Source organism: Streptomyces niveiscabiei (genome assembly GCF_001419795.1).
GTDB classification, from domain to species: Bacteria; Actinomycetota; Actinomycetes; order Streptomycetales; family Streptomycetaceae; genus Streptomyces; species Streptomyces niveiscabiei.
Map to the genome: position 1 here is coordinate 1 of NZ_LIRL01001078.1, position 3,541 is coordinate 3,541.

The 3,541-nt window shown below is 69.4% G+C and carries 4 protein-coding genes and 1 pseudogene; 1 reads left to right on the forward strand and 4 read right to left on the reverse strand.

Going from position 1 to position 3,541, the window contains the following annotated elements:
• The 3 genes from AOK24_RS40035 to AOK24_RS40045 form a co-directional block, all read right to left on the reverse strand.
• Positions 1–543, reverse strand: a 543-nt coding sequence (locus AOK24_RS40035) for an oxidoreductase (protein WP_478078786.1), incomplete at its 3' end; no start/stop codon positions are given.
• A 34-nt stretch (positions 544–577) separates the two neighbouring features.
• Positions 578–1,306 (reverse strand): SDR family oxidoreductase, encoded by a 729-nt coding sequence (locus AOK24_RS40040; protein WP_055724828.1) that lies wholly within the window; start codon positions 1,304–1,306, stop codon positions 578–580.
• A 61-nt stretch (positions 1,307–1,367) separates the two neighbouring features.
• Positions 1,368–2,207 (reverse strand): alpha/beta fold hydrolase, encoded by an 840-nt coding sequence (locus AOK24_RS40045; protein WP_055724829.1) that lies wholly within the window; start codon positions 2,205–2,207, stop codon positions 1,368–1,370.
• 68 nt (positions 2,208–2,275) lie between these two features.
• On the opposite strand from AOK24_RS40045, the gene AOK24_RS40050 reads away from it, so the two are divergent.
• Positions 2,276–2,947, forward strand: coding sequence for a TetR/AcrR family transcriptional regulator (locus AOK24_RS40050; protein ID WP_240554350.1), 672 nt, complete (start codon positions 2,276–2,278; stop codon positions 2,945–2,947).
• Between the two features lie 48 nt (positions 2,948–2,995).
• Here the strand turns inward: AOK24_RS40050 and AOK24_RS46940 are convergent.
• Positions 2,996–3,237, reverse strand: a pseudogene (locus AOK24_RS46940) (IS5/IS1182 family transposase); the annotation flags it as partial.
• Positions 3,238–3,541: the final 304 nt, after the last annotated feature.

Below are 3,541 nucleotides of genomic sequence, written 5' to 3' on the forward strand. Positions count from 1 at the left end.
CAGGTAGCCGTTGGCGCCGTGGATCTCGACGCCGTCGGCACCGGCCGCGATGGCTGCCGCGGCGGCCCGCCGGAAGTCGTCGACCGTCGCGGCGACCTCTTCGGTGGTCAGCGCGCGCGGCTCCGGCATCTCCTGCATCCCGGCGCCGGTGAACGTCTGGCCTGCGGGCTTGATCGCGGAGGGGGCGACCGGCTGCCGGTGGTGGGGGGTGTTGTCGGGGTGGGAGATCCGCCCGACGTGCATGAGCTGGATGACGATGCGTCCGTCGGCCTTGTGTACGGCGTCGGTGACCTTGCGCCAGCCGGCGATGTGCTCGTCGGTGTGGATGCCGGGGGTCACCGGGTAGCCCTGGCCGTCGGCGGAGGGCTGGGTGCCCTCGGTGATGATGAGGGCGTGCGAGGCGCGCTGGGCGTAGTACTCGGCGTTGAGATCGGTCGGCACGCCGTCCGGGGTCGCCCTGCTGCGGGTCATGGGGGACATCGCCAGACGGTGCGGCAGGGAGATCTTTCCGGCGACGGTGGGGGTCCACAGGCTGTCGGACATGCGGGGCTCCGTACGTTGTTGGTGGCGGGGGTGGTCAGCCGGCCAGTTGCGCGGCGAACTGCGCCTCGATGGCCGGGTACAGCAGGGTCTGGTCGTCGTGCAGCGCGGCCTTCACGCTGCTGCTGATCTCGTCGACGACGGCCTCGGGCCGGCCTGCCTCAAGCGCGTCCAGGGCGGCGCGGGCCACGTCGGCGGGCGGGGTCTTGGCGATGTCGGAGCCGGCCTGCATGTCGGTGTCGACCGGCCCGACGTGGACGGCGACGACTTCGGTCCCCTGTGCCTTGAGCTGCTGCCTGGCGGCGTTGGTGTAGCTCCACGCGGCTGCCTTCGACGCGCCGTACGTGGCGGCCACGGGGTACGCCACCCATGAGGCGACCGAGAGCATGTTGACGAAGGCACCGCCGCCGTTGGCTGCCACGACCGGGGCGAACGCCTGCGTCATGGCCATGAGCCCGAAGTAGTTCACCTCAAGCTCGCTGCGCGCCACGTCGAGCGGCGCCGACAGCGCGAAGTTGCTGCTGGCGATGCCGGCGTTGTTCACGACGATCGTGACGTCGGTGAACTCGGCGGCGGCCTCGGCGACAGCCGCCGGGTCCGTGACGTCCAGGGCGACGGGCGTCAGCCGCGGGTCCGTGACGGTGGTGACATCGCGGACAGCCGCGTACACCTTGGTGGCACCGCGGGCGAGGAGTTCGTCCGCGAATGCCTTGCCGATGCCACGGTTGGCGCCGGTCACCAGGGCGACCGAACCTTCGATCTTCATGTCTGCCTACGTCTCATCGGGGGGTTCTTCGGTGTGTGTGGGCTGACCCCGGTGGTGCTGCTTACTCGTCGAGGAACTGAAGGGCGTGCTTCAGGAACCGCTCGGGGTACTGGAAGTGCGCTCCGTGCCCGGCGTCGGGGTAGATCAGCAGTTGCGCGTCGGGGATGTTCTGGGCGAGGTGCCAGGAGTTGACCGAGGCGATCATCACGTCGTTCGAGCCGTTGAGGACCAGCGTCGGCTGGGTGATCGCGTTCAGGTGGGCGTAGGGATTCTCGCCGGGCAGGGGTTCGGCGTAGGCGACAACTGCTTCGAGCTGCGCCTGTGCGACCGCGGGCGAGCTCGGCGGGTCCTGGTCCGCCCGCTGGTGGCGTCGCTCCCAGAAGGCCCGGCCCGCTTCGACCGCTGCCTCCGAGCGGCCGAAGAACAGGAAGAGGAAGTCGTCCACGGTGGGGACCGGGTTCGGCGCCACCTCGTACACCTTGGGGTCCGTCGTCGGGTCCCCGCCCCGCAGGCCGGTGCCGAGCAGGAGGAGCTTGCGCACCAGCCGCGGGTGGCGCAGCACGACCTCCTGTGCCTGGTAACCGCCGATCGAGAAGCCGAGCAGATCGACCTGCTCCAGCCCCAGCGCCCGGACGACCGCGGCGATGTCGTCGGCCATGTCCTCCATCCGGTTGCGCGGCGTGCCGGACGACGAGGCGATGCCGCGCCCGTCGAACAGGATGACCTCACGGCCCTCGGCCAGGCCGTCGGTGAGCAGCGGGTCCCAGTGGTCCATTCCCCCGCGGAAGTGCTGGACGAGGAGGATCGGGACGCCGGAGGGCTTGCCCCAGCGGCGGTAGGCGAACCGGTCGCCGTCGACCTCGACGTACCGGGTCGGTGCGGTCACATGCGTGTCACTCATGGCCTGGGCCTTTCTGGCGGGGATGAACAATAAGATGACGATCGACATCTAAAAAGTCAAGCTCTTTGATGTCGGTCATCATCTATGTATCCTTGGGCGACGAGCGTCGACTCACGGGAGGGTGGCTGGACATGCGGGTCACCAAGGCACAGGCGGAGCAGAACCGCGCGCATATCGTCGCGACAGCAGCCAGGCTGTTCCGCGAGCGCGGCTATGACGGTGTCGGCGTGGCGGAACTGATGGCAGCCGCCGGGTTCACCCATGGCGGGTTCTACAAGCACTTCCGCTCCAAGGCCGACCTGATGGCCGAAGCGTCCGCGAGTGGGCTCTCGCAGGTCGCGACACGGGCGGAAGGTCTGGGCCCGGTCGAGTTCGTCGAGAGGTACGTCACCCGGGAGCATCGCGACGGGCGCGGCGACGGCTGCACCATCGCGGCCCTCAGCGGCGATGCCGCACGTCAGCCGGCGGAGGTCAGAACAGAGTTCGCGGCCGGGATCGAGAGCCTGCTGACGGCCCTTCAGGCCCCGAGTGACACGCCGGGGGGCGCGGACCAGCGCGCGGCCCGTACCAAGTTGATCGGCATGCTCGCCCATTCGATCGGGGCGATCATGCTGTCGCGGGCGTGCCCTGACGATTCTCCGCTGGCCGACGAGATCCTCGATGTCTGCCGCAAGGAGATTCTTGCTTCGCTGGCGCACGGCAGCGGCGATCAGTCGGCAGCGCTGGGCCCGGAAGCCTGAGCGCAGCCGATCGACGCAGGGTCGGTCACTGAGCCCTTTCCAACCGCAGTCTGAGCCGGCCGGATGGAGGGTGAGGACGGTTTGGACGAGGAGCAGTGGAGCTTGCGCAGGGGCCGTCGGGACTTGAGGGTGGCGATGGCTTGTTCAACCAGTGCCCGGACCTTCGTATGGGACCGGTTGAGGGTCTGCTGACCGGCGGAAAGGCTGTCCCGTCGGCCGCGGTACTGAACTTCACGCTGGCGGTCGAGGACCCCGACGGCTCGGGCAGCTTCGCCCGCGAGATCATGAACGTCCAGTTTCTTCAGTCCGATCTTCCGTGGGGCGAGGACGATGCGGAGCTGGGGCCGCCTATGCACCGACCCACCATGAGACCGCTGGCGTGCAGGAGGAAGCAGCCGAAGCGGAGAAGGCGAAGGTGGGAGAGACGGCGGGCGACGGGCGTCCCGTGTAGTGCGTCAGGCCCGGTTGGAACATCGCGCTGGGTGGGGATCGCGGGGAGGCCGTGGCCGCCGTTGAGCGGCTGGCAGGGGGCGGCGGTGACGCGCATCCCGGACCCGGGTGCACAGTGGGGGTCTCGGCTCTCGGTGGGGGCGG

Coding starts and splice junctions, on each gene's coding strand:
- AOK24_RS40040 (WP_055724828.1), bottom strand. CDS start 1,306: ATGAAGATCGAAGGTTCGGTCGCCCTGGTGACCGGCGCCAACCGTGGC.
- AOK24_RS40045 (WP_055724829.1), bottom strand. CDS start 2,207: ATGAGTGACACGCATGTGACCGCACCGACCCGGTACGTCGAGGTCGAC.
- AOK24_RS40050 (WP_240554350.1), top strand. CDS start 2,276: ATGTCGGTCATCATCTATGTATCCTTGGGCGACGAGCGTCGACTCACG.